The sequence below is a fragment of the Zobellia laminariae genome (assembly GCF_030553095.1).
Classification (GTDB): Bacteria; Bacteroidota; Bacteroidia; order Flavobacteriales; family Flavobacteriaceae; genus Zobellia; species Zobellia laminariae.
Genome location: NZ_CP130738.1, coordinates 559,107 through 574,508 on the forward strand (window position 1 = coordinate 559,107; position 15,402 = coordinate 574,508).

The 15,402-nt window shown below is 37.7% G+C and carries 12 protein-coding genes; 2 read left to right on the forward strand and 10 right to left on the reverse strand.

Translation table 11 applies throughout. The features are described from left to right. Window positions 1-2: 2 nt before the first annotated feature. Both Q5W13_RS02865 and rpiA read right to left on the reverse strand, forming a co-directional pair. Window positions 3-1,571 carry a protein adenylyltransferase SelO gene (locus Q5W13_RS02865; RefSeq protein WP_304445321.1) on the reverse strand — a complete coding sequence of 523 codons (1,569 nt, stop codon included), beginning with the start codon at window positions 1,569-1,571 and terminating at the stop codon, window positions 3-5. A 57-nt stretch (window positions 1,572-1,628) separates the two neighbouring features. Next, window positions 1,629-2,297 carry a ribose-5-phosphate isomerase RpiA gene (gene rpiA, locus Q5W13_RS02870; protein WP_304445322.1) on the reverse strand — a complete coding sequence of 223 codons (669 nt, stop codon included), beginning with the start codon at window positions 2,295-2,297 and terminating at the stop codon, window positions 1,629-1,631. A 208-nt stretch (window positions 2,298-2,505) separates the two neighbouring features. On the opposite strand from rpiA, the gene Q5W13_RS02875 reads away from it, so the two are divergent. Both Q5W13_RS02875 and Q5W13_RS02880 read left to right on the forward strand, forming a co-directional pair. Then, window positions 2,506-2,814 carry a DUF4369 domain-containing protein gene (locus Q5W13_RS02875; RefSeq protein ID WP_304445323.1) on the forward strand — a complete coding sequence of 103 codons (309 nt, stop codon included), beginning with the start codon at window positions 2,506-2,508 and terminating at the stop codon, window positions 2,812-2,814. Window positions 2,815-2,912: 98 nt separating this feature from the next. Then, window positions 2,913-3,209: a hypothetical protein gene (locus Q5W13_RS02880; protein WP_304445324.1), complete on the forward strand. Its 297-nt coding sequence runs from the start codon at window positions 2,913-2,915 to the stop codon at window positions 3,207-3,209. 44 nt (window positions 3,210-3,253) lie between these two features. Here the strand turns inward: Q5W13_RS02880 and Q5W13_RS02885 are convergent, their stop codons facing one another. The 8 genes from Q5W13_RS02885 to Q5W13_RS02920 all read right to left on the reverse strand — a co-directional run bounded on the left by Q5W13_RS02885 (window position 3,254) and on the right by Q5W13_RS02920 (window position 15,188). Continuing rightward, entirely contained in the window at window positions 3,254-3,523 is a 270-nt protein-coding gene (locus Q5W13_RS02885) for a hypothetical protein (RefSeq protein ID WP_155597495.1), read from the reverse strand. Between the two features lie 82 nt (window positions 3,524-3,605). Continuing rightward, a complete protein-coding gene (locus tag Q5W13_RS02890) occupies window positions 3,606-4,568 on the reverse strand; it encodes a type I phosphomannose isomerase catalytic subunit (RefSeq protein WP_304445325.1) in 963 nt (320 codons plus the stop codon). 32 nt (window positions 4,569-4,600) lie between these two features. Further along, window positions 4,601-5,008: a 6-pyruvoyl trahydropterin synthase family protein gene (locus Q5W13_RS02895; protein ID WP_155597497.1), complete on the reverse strand. Its 408-nt coding sequence runs from the start codon at window positions 5,006-5,008 to the stop codon at window positions 4,601-4,603. Beyond that, a complete protein-coding gene (gene idi, locus Q5W13_RS02900) occupies window positions 4,992-5,537 on the reverse strand; it encodes an isopentenyl-diphosphate Delta-isomerase (RefSeq protein ID WP_155597498.1) in 546 nt (181 codons plus the stop codon). The genes Q5W13_RS02895 and idi overlap by 17 nt, the downstream gene beginning before the upstream one ends. Before the next feature lie 189 nt (window positions 5,538-5,726). Next, entirely contained in the window at window positions 5,727-7,649 is a 1,923-nt protein-coding gene (locus tag Q5W13_RS02905) for a T9SS type B sorting domain-containing protein (RefSeq protein ID WP_304445326.1), read from the reverse strand. Continuing rightward, window positions 7,604-14,266, reverse strand: a complete 6,663-nt coding sequence (locus Q5W13_RS02910) for a beta strand repeat-containing protein (RefSeq protein WP_304445327.1) — start codon at window positions 14,264-14,266, stop codon at window positions 7,604-7,606. The genes Q5W13_RS02905 and Q5W13_RS02910 overlap by 46 nt, the downstream gene beginning before the upstream one ends. A 31-nt stretch (window positions 14,267-14,297) precedes the next feature. Continuing rightward, window positions 14,298-14,897 (reverse strand): hypothetical protein, encoded by a 600-nt coding sequence (locus tag Q5W13_RS02915; protein ID WP_304445328.1) that lies wholly within the window; start codon window positions 14,895-14,897, stop codon window positions 14,298-14,300. 66 nt (window positions 14,898-14,963) lie between these two features. After that, window positions 14,964-15,188, reverse strand: coding sequence for a hypothetical protein (locus tag Q5W13_RS02920; protein WP_304445329.1), 225 nt, complete (start codon window positions 15,186-15,188; stop codon window positions 14,964-14,966). Window positions 15,189-15,402 lie beyond the last annotated feature (214 nt).

Sequence of the window (15,402 nt, forward strand, 5' to 3'; positions counted from 1 at the left end):
TTTTACGAACTACAAGACAACATGGAGCAACCTACTTTGTTACGCGCCCAATCCGGACGTTTGGCAAACCATTTTTCATTCTCTGGTTGCTCACCATACGGTTTTTTCAACAGTACAAACAATTCATCAATTAGAGCATAATCCCCTTTATCAGCTTCATCAATCGCCAATTGCGCCATGTAATTACGCAGCACATATTTAGGATTCACCTTATTCATTTTTTCCTTTCTATCCGCGTCTGAAAGAGTTTCTTTTTTCAATCGAGTTTGATAAGTTGTAAACCAAAGCGTCCATTTATCTAACACTTCTCCCGTTACTTCATCTGGAGTATAGAAAGCATCCTCAACAATTTTCAGAAACGAATCTACATCATTGGAGTCCTTTTCAAACTCAGCTAAATTCCGAAAGAACAAAGTCATGTCGGTTTCCGTAAGCTGTAGGTTTTCTTCTAAATCATTCAGCAATTGTTGGTCCAAATCATCCTTTTCATAAAGTCCAATTTTAGACTTCATCATATCCAAATACTTCTTCTCGAACTTCGTTTTAAATCCTTCCAAAACATTTTCCAAAGGTTCAGCTTCTTCTATCAACGGAAAAATAGCATTGGCCAATTGGTATAAATTCCACAACCCAATATTAGGTTGATTCCCGTACCGGTATCTACTATGCTGGCGATCTGTAGTATTTGGCGTCCATCCGTGGTCATAACCTTCTAACCAGCCGTAGGGGCCATAATCTATAGTCAAACCAAGAATGCTAAGATTGTCTGTATTCATAACGCCGTGCACAAAACCTACACGTTGCCAGTGTACTAACATCTCCAAAGTAGCATCTGCCACAGCTTGAAAAAATTGAACATACGTTTCTTTGGAAGGCTCTCCTAACTCTGAAAAAAAGTGTTTTATAGTATAGTCTACCAATGTTCTCATGGTTTCGGTATCTTCCCGCGCCGCAAAAATCTGATAGTTTCCGAAACGAAGAAAAGAAGGTGCAATCCGGCTAACGACCGCCCCTTTCTCATAAGCGGCATTCCCGCTATAAAGTACATCACGAAGTACTTGATCACCAGTTAACGCTAATGATAACGCGCGTGTTGTAGGAACGCCCAAATGGTACATGGCCTCGCTACACAAATATTCCCGAATAGACGAACGCAAAACTGCAAGTCCGTCTGCAGTTCTGGAATATGGCGTTTCACCAGCACCTTTTAATTGCAGTGCCCAGTGTTTTCCGTTATGTTCAATTTCCGTTAAGTTAATAGCTCTACCATCTCCCAACTGCCCGGCCCAGTTACCAAACTGGTGACCGCCATAGCACATGGCATACGGAGTGGTTCCGTCTATAACTTTATTACCCGTAAAGATTTTTAGAAATTCTTCGCTTTGAGTATCTTCTTTGGAAAAGCCCAGTTCGTTGGCCATTTCTGGCGATACATGAACCATACTTGGATTGGCCGTCTGCTTAGGAGTAGCATATGAAAAGCAGGCTTTTTCAACCTGTCTTCTGCTATTCTCCATGATAGGATCGGCCGGCAATTCTTTATTAAAAGTCTCTTGTATGTTGAATTTCATCTATTTCTTTTTTTTGTAATTTTTTCACCTCTCCTCAAAAAATAGAGCGGTTACTTTTTAAAGGTAACAACCTTGTTCCCTTGCCCCATTAAAACAATATCCGTAGAGGTTAAGAAAAGTCCGGTTTCCACCACACCTTGGGATTTGAATGAGATGATTGTTCAGTTCCTGTAAATCATCTTTTTTAAAAATATCGACATCTATTATGCAATTATTCTCGTCGGTCTTATATACCTCATTATTCTTCATGCGTAATTGTGGTTTCAAATCCATATTATGCAATTCAGAAATAATAATCTCTGTAGCAAAAGGTATGGTTTCCACAGGAAGCTTGAATTTTCCTAAACCGTCTACTTTTTTACCTGAATCTGCAATAATGATGTTAAACCTTGAATTATGGGCCAATATTTTTTCTCTGAGCAATGCTCCTCCTCCACCTTTTATCAACTGAAATTTAGGATCAAACTCATCGGCTCCATCAATATTAATATCCATCGTTCCCGCATCATCTAAAGAGATTAAAGATATACCGGCTTGTTTAGCCAATTTGGCCGTAGCATCTGAGGACGGTATGCCTTTCATTATGAGTCCGCCTGCAACCCTTTTTCCTAGTTCAGCTATCATAAACGCCGCAGTAGACCCTGAACCCAAGCCTACTAACATTCCATTCTTGACATAATCTGCCGAAGCAATAGCTGCAATCCATTTTTCGTTTTCGACGTTCATATGCTACCCATTATTAAAAATTCGATAATTGAAAAGATATAAAATTATTTGCAGAACCATGGCTCTTATTAGTCGTAATCCGAGCTGTTTTCTTTCGTAAAATCAACACAAAAATACAGTACCATTTGCTAATCATTCAGCAATTTCAAAAATAGCTTCTAAAGGAAACCAAAAAAATTACAGATATTTGCGCCACCAAAAACTATACATGAAAAACATATTTCTTTTAAGTGCCATTTCTATTCTATTGCTTTCTTGTGGAGGCGACACCAAAAATACCATGACCGTTACTGGAAATGTAAAAGGTCTTAAAAAAGGTACACTCTACCTTCAGCACGTGCCTGACTCGGTTTTGACTACCATAGATTCTTTGCAAATAGAAGGTAATGGGAATTTTACTTTCACAACAGAACTTGAAAGTCCAGAGATTTTCTACCTCTACTTAAATAAAAAAGATGCTAGTGATTTAAACGACCGTATTACCTTTTTTGGTGAACCTATGGTACGATTACCATAAATACATCTTGGAACACTTTTGATACCAATGCAGAAATAACAGGTTCTGAAAGTCAAGAAAAATTGGAAGAATACAGAAAAACAATGTCTCGGTTTAATATGAAGACCTTAGAAATTGTTCAAATGGCGAATGACCCTAATAATGTTTTGGACTCATTGCAACTAGACTCTGTTCAAACGTTGAGTGATAAAAATTTACAACGTGGTTATGCTTTCTCTGTTAACTACGCAATTAATAACAAGAACTCATATATAGCTCCTTATATAGCATTAAACGAAGTACCTGATGCTAATGTGAAGTATCTAGATTCTATTTACAATGTATTATCTCCAGAAGTATCGGACTCCAAATACGGCAAGCAATTAAAAACGTATTTAGAAACTATTAAAAAGTAAAAAAGCCCGCAATTGCGGGCTTTTTAATTTAGTTCTCAGAAGGCTTAACCTAATTTGTTCACCTTTTCAACAAGACCAGTAGCCTTTGTTTCCAATTCTTTACGAACATCGTTTAAGTGTTTCTTTCTGTTATCAACACCTCTTTGGTTCACTTTCTGAATAAGGCTGTCAAAAGTCTCGATAGCTTCATCAATTACTTTTGCTCCTTCTTTAGACTCTTGGTCAGCATTTGCAGCCTCTACTATGTATACCGCTTCGATGATGTCACCTAAGACATTATTAATATCCTTCTTTAATTCTTTTACACTTGCCATTATCAATAAATTTTACGCAAAAATACGCTATTTATAATCAATTTGTATAGAAAATATTTATCCCAAAACGCAATTTCACCCTTTAAATGGTTACTTCTAAGAGCTTAGCCCCTTGCGTTGTAATTTTAATGGTATTGGATGCAGCAGGTAAAAGCGTAGTTTCTCCCTTTTTAATTTCTACTGAACCGTTTTCATTAGCTATAGTAGCCGAACCGCCTACACACATAAAAATAGTAAATGAATCGCGATTAGTTACATCTTGCGTCAAATCTGAATTTAGGTCTAAAAAGTCGGTTTTAAAATACGGACAGTCTACCATATCATTCACGGTATTCTTATCGTTTTTATACTCGACTTTAAAATCGTCTTTCTTATTATAATCAATTGCATCCAACGCTTGCTCCGTATGCAACTCTCTAAGATTTCCGTTTTTGTCTTTTCTGTTAAAATCAAACACACGATAGGTAACATCTGATGTCTGTTGGATTTCCGCCAAAAGAACCCCAGCCCCTATGGCATGAATCTTACCTGTATTAATAAAAAAGGTATCACCCTCTTTTACTTTTTCGTAGTTTAAAAGGTCTAAAAGTGTATCATTTTCGATACTCTTTGCATACTCCTCTTTGCTAACGTCTTTGTTAAAGCCTACTATTAAGCTAGCATCATCATCAGCATCCATAACATACCACATTTCAGTTTTTCCGAATGAATTATGACGCTTTTTAGCCAATTCATCATTAGGGTGCAACTGAATAGATAAATCCTGTTTAGCATCTATAAACTTGATTAGAATTGGAAAATCGGTTCCAAAACGTTTGTAAACACTCTTACCCAATACACTCTCTGGGTCCTTTTCTATAAGGTCTTGTAGTGAAGCTCCCGCTAAATCTCCGTTGGAAACCACAGAAATATCACCTGGAACAGTTGAGAGTTCCCAGCTTTCGCCTGTAATATCATTTTCAATTGGTTTGCCCAAAACATCTTTGAGTTTAGTTCCGCCCCAAAGGCGCTCTTTTAAAATAGGATTGAATTTTAAGGGATGCATAGCGTTTGTTTATGGTTATTTATTTTTTAGTTCTAACCAGAAAAGGTTACAAAATTTCGGGGAGTTTCATATAAAACAACTTCAAGCTCGTGCTTTTCGTTGATGTGTGGTCGTAATTTTTTCCAAATAACAATAGATATATTCTCTGCAGTTGGGTTTAGGTCTTTAAATTCCGGAACCTCAACATTTAGATTTTTATGGTCCAAAGCATCTTCTACTTTTTCCTCTATCAAATCTTTTAAGACTTTCATATCCATTACAAAACCAGTCTCTGGGTCTATTTCACCGGTAACACTCACAATTAACTCATAGTTGTGACCATGGTAGTTGGGGTTATTACACTTTCCGAAGACCTTGGTGTTTTTATCATCGCTCCAACCTTTGTTATACAAACGGTGGGCGGCGTTAAAATGGGCCTTTCTACTAACCTTTACTTTCATCTTCAGTTGCGTTTTGGCCTATGTGATCATAAAATTTCTCAAAAATAATCTTGAACCAAGCAGTGTAGGTATCCGGATTTTCGGCAATATCTTTTTTGATATCTGCGGGTTTCATCCATTTCCAATCCGCCACCTCATCAGGATTAATTTGTGGTTCACCAATATAGCTACCCATCATTACGTGGTCTAGCTCATGTTCAGTAAGACCATTGTCAAAAGGTGCTTTGTATATAAAAGAGAACAATTCTTTAAGTTCCGTTACAAAACCCATCTCTTCTTGTAGCCTTCTTTTTCCCGCCTGTATATTACTTTCGCCCACACGTTGGTGGCTGCAACAGGTATTGGTCCAAAGTTGAGGAGAATGGTATTTGTGCGATGCTCTTTGCTGCAACATGGTTTCACCCTTGTCGTTCATTACAAAAACAGAAAATGCACGGTGGAGCACAGCCTTCTCGTGTGCTTCCATTTTAGGCATCGTACCTATTTGATTATTGTCTTGGTCTACCAAGATTACTTCTTCTTCTTTCAATACTATTATTTTTCTTTAGAGGGAATAAAGACGTTCTTCAATTACAAAAATAGCACCTTTACATTAGTATCATGCCTACAGCGTAATAAAATATAGTTATAGAACTACTAATTCCTACCTTTTTAAAAACAGAAAACCCCTGAATTAAAGCTCAGAGGTTTTTGTTTAAGTATTATTTAAAAGCTAACATTAGTTAAGATAGATATAACCTGAAAGTGTCTTGCTATCTCCTGTTGTATCTTCATAATTTAAAATATAAAAATAGGTTCCGCTTGGCAGTCTTTCATTTTTTCCTGCTGTAAGTCTCGCTGATGAATATCCATTAAAATAGTTGGTTAACGAGTCATACGATTCTGTGCTAAAAATCATTATTCCCCATCTATTATAAATCTGAATATTGTTATTAGGCCTAACGTCAAGACCTGTTATTATTAATGTATCATGCGCACCATCTCCGTTTGGAGTTACCACATTAAATACCTCAACCTCTATGTACGGTTCTTCTAAATAGTTAGGGATACCATTGTTGTTTTCATCATCGTTCGCGTAGTTACCATCTGAATTGATATCTTCTTCAAGCGTTGGTATTCCGTCATTATCATCATCCGTATCACGATAATCTAATTCATCGTCACCGTCCGTATTTGGAAGCATAGCAAACGGATTATCTATCTCATCGTTTACATCGTCATCTATAGCCTGTAGACCTTCATAACCATCATCAAGTCCATCATTATCTTTATCCGAACCAATGAACGTAACATCTGCAATACCATGGCTTTGATCGTGCGCCTCTATTGCGTCTGGAACATTGTCATTATCACTATCTAAGTCCAAATAATCTGGTTGATCTTCGCCATCTGTATTTACAGGAACCAAACCTAAGTCTGTCCCGCTTTCATAGGTGTCGTCTAATCCATTATTATTAGCATCTACAAGACTTGGCTCAATATAACCCGCTGTAGTCTGTGCTTCTACATTATCTGGTATACCGTCATTGTCACTATCAATATCTAAATAATCTGGATATGCGTCACCGTCTGAGTCTGTAGGGTTAGTAGATGGGTCATTGTCTCCATCTGCATTTAAATCCTCAATACTATCAATAATACCATCATTGTCACTATCTATATCAAGGCTGTCATCATCATCAATAATAGTCCCAATTGCCGTGTCTGATGTATCACCTACGGTACCTGCATCTACACTTAAGATTGATATCGTAAAGTCTTCATCTAATTCATTAAAAGTATCATCCGTAGTTGGTACATCTATATTGATTGTAGTTGTACCTGCCGGAATGGTTGCTTGAATATTGACATTGGTATAATCCTCATCATCTGCCCTACCGTTGGTAAAAGTGAATGTTAGGATGATATCTGTTGTGCTGGCATTACTTAAAGTTACCGGAAAGGAAACATTGTTACCTTCTATAGCACTTGCATCGTCTATGATTATTGTTGGTGAACCATCGTTATCTATAATAGTACCTATTGCGGTATCCGATGTATCGCCAACTATACCTGCATCTACACTAGCAATTGCTATTGTAAAATCTTCATCAGATTCATCAATAGTATCGTCCGTAGTTGGTACATCTACATTAATAGTTGTTGTGCCAGCCGGAATTGTCACTTGAATATCTGTGGTGGTATAATCTGCATCATCTGCCGTACCATTGGTCAATGTAAAAGTCAACGTAATATCTGTTGCACTAGCATTACTTAAAGTTACCGGGAAGGAAACATTAACACCCTCTATAGCACTTGCATCATCAATAGTTACATCTGGATTATTTAGTGTGTCAATATCAGTTGCAGAATTATCTGTTGTATCTGGGTCAGTTGAATTTACTGGATTCCCTATAACCACCGTGTTGGTTAAATCTCCCGTAAAAGTTGATGGAATGCTAACCGTAACCGTGTAGGTAATATTACCTCCAACCGGTAAGCTAACCAAGTCATTTATAACTCCTGTTTGCGTTCCAGAAACTGTAGTAACACTTCCTGAAGAAGCTACAGCTGTATAAGAAATATTTGCCGCTGGTATGCCAGTTGGCGTATCTGTTACCGAGGCTCCCTGCACACCAAACGGACCATTATTACTGGCCACAATTGTATATGTTGTATCCGTTCCATAACATAAGTTGTAGTTCCATTTGTTTTTGTAACCGAAAGATTGGCTTCAAAAATTATAGTTGATGTTACACAATGGGCTCCATCGTTATGCAATGCTGCACTAGACGATGAAATTAACGTCCGCTCTCCTGTCAGGATATCAAACTGATAAAACCCTCCTGTATTTAGATTACCATAAATTTCACCCGTACTACTGGCGTACATAGCTCCAAATAAAGTTAAGCTATTGGTACTTCCTATAGTACTTACCGTTCCCGTTGTTACATCAATAGTAATCAACGCTCCAGCATTTGCTCCTGTTTGCTGCACAGAATAAATTAAATTATCTGTAATGCTATATGCAAAATCATTTGCTACGATGGTCTGGTCTAAGTTTATAACCGTTGCTGTTTGCGTAAGAATATCTATTTGATAAACAATTGAAGAAGGACCATCTAACTGCACATAATAATTACCGCTGTCATCTATTTCTCCCGAAGAGTATAAACCACTTGGTAATCCTGTAATAGCTCCCAATCTAATTGTTGCTCCATTAGAGGCTATCTTAATTAGCGTATTACTGTTTTCTTCTATTCCATAAATAAAATCATCTATTGGATTATACCCCATGGCATTGTATTGAATACCGTGCGAGTTATCTCCTACTGAAGAAATTGTGAAAGGATTAGTTGATGATTCTAAATCATAAAATGTAGTTGCCGTAGTTGTTTCATGCTGACTTAAATACAAGCTTTCATCACAAGAAAAAGGTAATAATATAGTATTATCATCTCTATAATCTAAATCGCCACCAGTAGTTGCATCTGAGTCGTTATCCGGTAAAATAACAGTTCCGGTTAATGGGTTATCTATTGTACCACCTACATCAGAATAATCTGCTGTAGCATCTGTAGCATTATCTAAACCATCATTATCAGAATCAGTGCCTGTTAAGATTATGTTGGCTTCCATGGTATCATTGGCACCTTCATTATCTGAATCCGTATCTAAATAATCTGGATTGTCCGCGCCATCTGTATTCGTTGGAACAAGCCCTACAGTATAAGCCGTATCAACCCCATTGGCATCTATACTTCCCGTTGGAGGGATATAACCAATTGTTGTCTGCGCTTCTACATTATCTGGAATACCATCTCCATCACTATCTAAATCTATGAAATCAAAAATAGTATCCGTATCATCTGCACTTTCTGATAAGGTATAGTTGACAGCCCTATTATCTGCAATAGATTGAACACTATCTGGAATACCATCCGTACCTGTAATTCCATTTAGAACACCATTTGTATGTGCTTGACCATGACCTGCCTCAACAGCATCATAAATACCATCATTATCACTATCCAAATCAAAAGCATCATAAATACCATCGTTATCTGTATCTCTACATGCTCCCGGAGTACTGTACTTAAGGCTAACCATATCTAATGCTGCCCCAGAACTTGTATTTGTTGAAAAATGTTGAGCCGAAAATCGTACCGTAATTTGTGTCGTTGTTGCTACAAAAGTACGTTCTTCATAAAACCAGTTTTTTGGACCTGTATAACCACCTACTTCACCAGTTGCTACAGTTGTTAAGGTTTCGTCCAAAAGGGCAACGCTGCTAGAGTCTGTAATATCAAATTCTAAGGTTACAGTCTGACCGCTTAGATGTCCGATATCTTCGCCCCAGTAAAATGAGAAAGTATAACTTTCTCCGACTATTAAATCTACTGTTTGCGTTAATTCATTAGATACTCCACCAGTAACATTATTGTTTCCAATAATATCAATGTACTGAGAACCATTAATGGCAGGAGCAAAAGAACCTGCACCAAATGAACCACTATTTACCCAACCATCTAAGTTTTGTGTATAGTTCCACGCAGATAATGTATTGGTATTATAAGTTGTACCGATAAAAGTTCCGTTTGCTCCAGTAAATCCGTCAGGAAAAGCAACTGGGTCTCTAAAATCATCTTGCTCAAAAGAACCGTTTATGATGAAATTACCACAACCTTCATCCGTATCAAGAATACCGTCGTTATCATCATCTAAATCCGCATCATCTACTATACCGTCATTATCATTATCCGGTCTATCATCTGTAAGATCTCTAAAATCAACATCTCCACCTGTAATTGCATCTGAATCTACATCTGGTAAAATTTCAGGAGCTGTTAATGGATTATCAATAATTCCGCCAACATCCGTGTAGTCTGATGTAGCATCCGTAGCATCGTCTAAACCGTCATTATCGCTATCTACACCACTTGGTCTAAGGCGTGCCTCTGTTGTATCACTGACATTATCATTATCAGAATCTAAATCTAAATAATCTGGATTGTCTGCGCCATCTGTATTTGTTGGCATTATTCCTTCTCCTGAACCTGGAGAAATTTCATAAGCATCATCCAAACCGTTGCCATCCGAATCTACTCCACTTGGAGCTATATAACCAATTGTTGTTTGTGCCTCTACATTATCTGGAATACCGTCATTGTCCGAATCTAAATCTAAATGATTCTCATTTCCGTCTCCATCAGAATCTATAGGCGAAGTACAAACATCAAGTCCAAAATCATCAAATGATGAAATAGAACTTACTGGAGCCTGTTTATCATAAAAATAAACTCTAACCGTGTAGGTAGTAGATGGTTTTAATGATATAGGGTCAAATTGCACATCGTGTATAATTGCTCCATTACCCGTGGTAAACAAGTTTTGAGCTAAAGATTGTTGTGTGGTAAAATTATCTTCTGAAATAATACTGGCCCACTTATGACGATGTGCCGATGAGGTACTATATTCCCTTAATTGGGTTATGATAAAGTTATTAGCTAAGGTACCAACTGTAGTAAACGAATATTCCAAATATTCATTCATAGCAATAGACTCTGCCAAATTAAGCGCATCTATATTCTCTATTTGAACTGCCGTACCAGAATAACCCGAAATTGTAATACCTGAGCCTGTAATTTCATTACCAGCCGAAGCTACAATAGACGTACTTTGAATAGTTGGTCCTGAATTGGTTGTGTTATGATCCCAACGGACTATACTTGTTGTCGCCGTACATGCGAATTCTTCTATATCCTTAATACCATCATTATCATCATCAATATCTTCGGCATCTGCAACCCCATCATTATCGGTATCGGTTCTATCATCTGTAGCATCTCTAAAATCTACATCACCACCTGAATTTGCATCTAAATCTACATCTGGTAGAACTACGGGGAAATTTAATGGATTGTCTATAGTACCACTAGTATCTGTATAATCTGCTGTGGCATCCGTAACATCATCTAAACCATCATTATCAGTATCGTTACCTGTTAAGGTAATGTTGGCCTCTGTAGTATCATCCGCTCCTTCGTTATCAGAATCCGTATCTAAATAATCTGGATTGTCCGCACCATCTGTGTTAGTTGGCACAATACCTAAAGGATATGCTGTATCAACGCCATTGGCATCTACAGTTCCGTTTGGAAGTATATAACCTGTAGTTATCTGCGCTTCTACATTATCTGGCAAGCCATCTCCATCACTATCTAAATCTAAAAAGTTTACAATAGTATCTGCATCATCTGTACTTTCTGCAATGGTATAGGTAGCAGTAGCCGCCTGACTATCATCAGACTCTACTCCACTGAACAAACCATTGACACCAAAATCTGCCGGTAAACCATCTATTTTGCCGTCAGTATCAGCATCTAGTTGTAAATGACCTGATTCGATTACATCAAAAATTCCATCATTATCTGAATCTAAATCTAATGAATTTGGTACACCATCTTCATCTGTATCGCAGTTTTCTACTTTTATACCGTAGTCTACACTCGCTAAATTATCTCCATAAATTCCATCATTATAATAGAAGTACAAAGGTCCGGTCGTAGTTGACACAGGAATACTGTTTGGCACTAAAGGATCTACGGGGCCTAATAATTCATCTACACCGTCTTCATATGTTCCATTCCCGTTAGCATCAATAATACCGTAGAAAACATAAAACCCTCTATTTACCAAACCACCTGTTACGGCAGAATCACCGGCATTATAAGTGAAGTCAGTATTATAGACTGCCGTTGCACCATTAAGAGTTGCCCCTCCACTAGTTGTGTTCGTCAAATAAATATTAATCGTTTGCCCTATAAATGGACCATCAACAGCTACTCCAGTAAGAATACCACCTGTAGAAACATTTTCAATATCCAATACATATTTAATACCAGCTTGCAGCATGGTATTAGCGTTTTGCAGGGTATTTAGATTGGAACTCATATTTTGTCCCGTTATAATATTGCCGCAAATATTTTCGTCTGTATCTAAGACACCATCATTATCATCATCCAAATCGATATGATCAGGAACGGTATCGTTATCCGTATCCGGTTGTGGCTCATTGTCAAGGATTCTTAATGCTGATTTTTCAGTATTTATACTTACCCTAGAAGGTCCGGAACCATATTTAGTTGCTTCTGCTGCATTGCGCGATTTAACACCGCTAAATTCTTCAGTTGGTTCTATAATTGAATCATCTAAAGTAGGAACAGGAATAAAAATTTCTGTACCAGCAACTGAATTAGCTGGAAAAGTTACCGTTACATTAAGGCTGCTAAAATCCAAAACTTCTGTAGCTGGATTGCTTGAAGAAGGTCTTTCTTCAACTAAAAAGTCTACATTATAAGTATCTTCAATACCAACATATTGTTGGCCACTTCCATTAGTACTTGTTGATAAAAACAATCTGTATTGTATTGTACCTCCTTCAGTAATGTCAAAATTACCTCCAACTACATGAGCTACATCTGTATCAAGAATAGTACCTCTACCTTCAGGATCACTAATATCTACTATACCAGCAGGGTTAGTTATGACTGCATCAAATGATTGATTAGCCTCTACCCAATTATCATCTATAGCTGCAACATTAAATGTTACGCTAGTTGTATTTGCTGGTAACGTAATTGTAGTCGGACCACTATAATCTGCATTGATAGTTGTGATATTGGTGTAATTGATATCAAAAACAACATCTTGCGGAATAGCTTGCGAAGAGGTAATTGTAAAGGTTAAATTAGTTCCTTCTACGCCAGAAACATCATCAATTGTAATGAACGGCCTGTCATCTGTGTCATCTCTATAATCTAAGTCTCCCCCAGTATTTACGTCATCATCTTCATCTGGAAGTTGAACCGGTGTTGCTGTAGGATTATCTATTGTTCCTCCTGGATCGAAATAACCAGTAATATCTGAATCAGTAGCATCATCAAGACCATCATTATCAACATCGTTACCCGATAAGGTGATTGCTGCCTCCAAGGTGTCGTTCCCTCCTTCATTATCAGAATCAAGATCTAAATAATCTGGATTGTCTGTAGCATCCGTGTTTTCTGGTGTAACGCCTCCTAAATAGGCTGTATTTACCCCAGAATTGGTACGATAAGTAGCTGTGGTATCCGCATTGGGAGCAGTATATCCTAAAGTTGTCTGTCCTTCTATATTATCAGGAATACCATCATCATCACTATCTAAATCTTTATGGTCGGTAATACCATCATTATCAAAATCTACAAGACAATATGTAGGTTGTATAAATCGTGTAGATGAGTTTGAAGGATGATTAAAAGTTAACACGATACGACTTACCGGTCTTTCAAAGTAAAAATAAATTGCCCCATTCATGTCGTCTGCAGGGTCGTTTCCATTTGAATCACCAGAACCGGCCGCAAAGTCATTTCCTGTTTGGGTAATTCCCGAACCAACTAAAATAATGCCTTCCGAATCTAAATCGTATAGTACATTACTGTCATCATAAATCTCAATTGTATATTGTGAATTATTATCAAAATCCGTCATTTTAAAAAAGACATTTTCGATTGGCGTGCTGTAGGTTGATGTTAAACTACCTGTGTCTCCGGCTTGGCCTTCTATGCGAATTCCGTGGCCATTTGCACCAGCATCATAGGCATATATATTTGTGCTCGCAGGTTTGCTAACGGTATAGGTAACGTCCGTTCCCACAAGCGGGTACGTTGTATCAGAAATGGCATTACCAATACCAACTGTACCGGAAATATCAGTATTCTCACACCCCTCTACAGTATCATAAATACCATCATTATCATCATCAAGATCTAAACCGTCTTCTACCCCATCGCCGTCAGTGTCCGGACCACTCATTGCATCTAAACAAAGTGTAAACGTATCTGTAGTAGTTATGTATCTATTATCTACTGTTATGTAATATGTTTCTCTGTAGGTAAGACTCCAGTGCCTAAGCCTTAAATCATCTTCTGGATCTGAATACGTAGTACATGCTAGCTCAGTCTCACCATCATCTTCCCATAGCGCCATATAAGCATGGCGAAGGGTTCCCTTACTGCCTCCTCTATCAAGATTTACTTCTATTCTACCAGATGAAGGTGCTATAAAGCTGAACCATTTGTTATGGTTTACTAAGTCTAACCAACATGAACCAGTACCTTTATCAAAAGTAGCACCTAGTGTGGTGTAAGCAGCATCCGGAGAACAACCACCTATGAAACCAGTTACATCTGTTGCTCCTTGATAATAATCATTTGTAGCTTGATCGCTTAAACACAACGAAAAGGTATCGAAGGCATGTATATATCGGTTATCTACGGAAACATAATATGAATCTCCAGGTTAAACCCGTTGCCAATAGGGAAATATCATCGTAATCACGCCCCATTCTGTAGCTATTACAACCTAACTCATTGGTACCGGTACTATCCCAAAGGGCTAAATATGCCGTTTGTAATGCTCCTTTTTCAGAGCCTGTATCTAATTTTACTTCAATATTTCCGGTTGCTGGAGCAGTAACTTCAAACCAAACATTTCTATTTGGACCTGTACCCCAACATGAACCTGCTACTCTATCTGCAGATGCACCCAAGGTTGAGTAAGCAGCATCGGCAGAACAACCGTTCATAAACGAATCTATATTTATGGCACCTTCCAAATAATCATTTGTAGGTGTATCGCTAAGACATAATTTAAAAGTTTCCGCTCCCGATGGTGTTCCGTAATACCTATCTACCGAAAATAAATAAGTATTACCATAGGTAAGTCCGCTTTGTAATATGGAAATATCATCACTGACATCAGTATAAGAACTACAAGCAATCTCCGTTGTACCCGTGGCATCCCAAAGGGCCATCAAAGCATAACGTAAATCTCCGGTCATATCACCACCAATGGTACCACGATCCAAATTTATTTGTACCGTACCTGTGGCACTTGCTACAAAACTGAACCAAACATTAGCGTTAGGACCTCCTTACCAACAGGAGCCAATAGTTCCATCAGGAGTAGCATCTAAAGTATTGTATGCTGCATCTGCAGAACAACCATTAATTGAAAGAGGGGTGGCATTTGCTATGTCATCATTTGCAGGTTGTGCCCACAAAGACTGCCCTATAAATAAAACGAATAATAGCAGAAAACCGAAATATCTAGGGTATTCTCCAAAAAAGGTAGAATTTCTTTTTCGTTTGACGTGCATATACTAAGCTGCTTGGTTGGACTATTTTAACGAAAATCTCATGTTAATATTGTTAAAATTAGCCGTTGAACATATCTCTATAAACCACTTAATCAAAGATTAAGAACTTATAAAATTAAGAGCAAGAAGCTCCTAGATTTCAACTTTTGTTGTGAAACGGTCTAAATGAGGTGTGAAAGAGGTAATATCCTATGGCACCCTTTATTTATAGGGC

Bases quoted from the DNA above. Each gene is read 5' to 3' on its own strand.
- Q5W13_RS02865 (WP_304445321.1), bottom strand. From the start codon at position 1,571: ATGAAATTCAACATACAAGAGACTTTTAATAAAGAATTGCCGGCCGAT.
- rpiA (WP_304445322.1), bottom strand. From the start codon at position 2,297: ATGAACGTCGAAAACGAAAAATGGATTGCAGCTATTGCTTCGGCAGAT.
- Q5W13_RS02875 (WP_304445323.1), top strand. From the start codon at position 2,506: ATGAAAAACATATTTCTTTTAAGTGCCATTTCTATTCTATTGCTTTCT.
- Q5W13_RS02880 (WP_304445324.1), top strand. From the start codon at position 2,913: ATGAAGACCTTAGAAATTGTTCAAATGGCGAATGACCCTAATAATGTT.
- Q5W13_RS02885 (WP_155597495.1), bottom strand. From the start codon at position 3,523: ATGGCAAGTGTAAAAGAATTAAAGAAGGATATTAATAATGTCTTAGGT.
- Q5W13_RS02890 (WP_304445325.1), bottom strand. From the start codon at position 4,568: ATGCATCCCTTAAAATTCAATCCTATTTTAAAAGAGCGCCTTTGGGGC.
- Q5W13_RS02895 (WP_155597497.1), bottom strand. From the start codon at position 5,008: ATGAAAGTAAAGGTTAGTAGAAAGGCCCATTTTAACGCCGCCCACCGT.
- Q5W13_RS02920 (WP_304445329.1), bottom strand. From the start codon at position 15,188: ATGCACGTCAAACGAAAAAGAAATTCTACCTTTTTTGGAGAATACCCT.